The sequence below is a fragment of the Adlercreutzia equolifaciens genome (assembly GCF_029076695.1).
GTDB lineage: Bacteria > Actinomycetota > Coriobacteriia > Coriobacteriales > Eggerthellaceae > Adlercreutzia > Adlercreutzia equolifaciens_A.
In genome coordinates this window covers 1-302 of record NZ_JARFIK010000385.1, presented here as the reverse complement: position 1 = coordinate 302, position 302 = coordinate 1, and the positions used below count along the sequence as shown (strand labels likewise).

1 protein-coding gene is annotated in these 302 nt (G+C 27.8%); it reads right to left on the bottom strand.

Annotated features, from left to right (window positions below; translation table 11 throughout):
* On the bottom strand, window positions 1-253 hold a 253-nt coding region (locus tag PZH32_RS12855; protein WP_275208643.1), incomplete at its 3' end, for a hypothetical protein.
* Between the last annotated feature and the right edge of the window lie 49 nt (window positions 254-302).

Below are 302 nucleotides of genomic sequence, written 5' to 3'. Positions count from 1 at the left end.
TACCTATTTGAGAAACTGTTCTCAATTTCTTTATATCACAAAAAAAACTTATTGTTTTTTTTATTCTAAGAAAAAATTCACGTTTTGGATTGATTTTTAGTACACATTTAAGTGCTGTCTTCAATGCAGGTACATTTTCTACAAAATAAGGCTCATGTCCCATGGATTCAATCACAAGTTTTAATGCATATGCCTGCAAAAAAGAACCCATATTTGTTATTGGTTCATAAATTGTTATTATGCCTATTTTCATATTCAGTCCTTTCTTTGATATACTCATATATTAATTCAATAATCCCGTA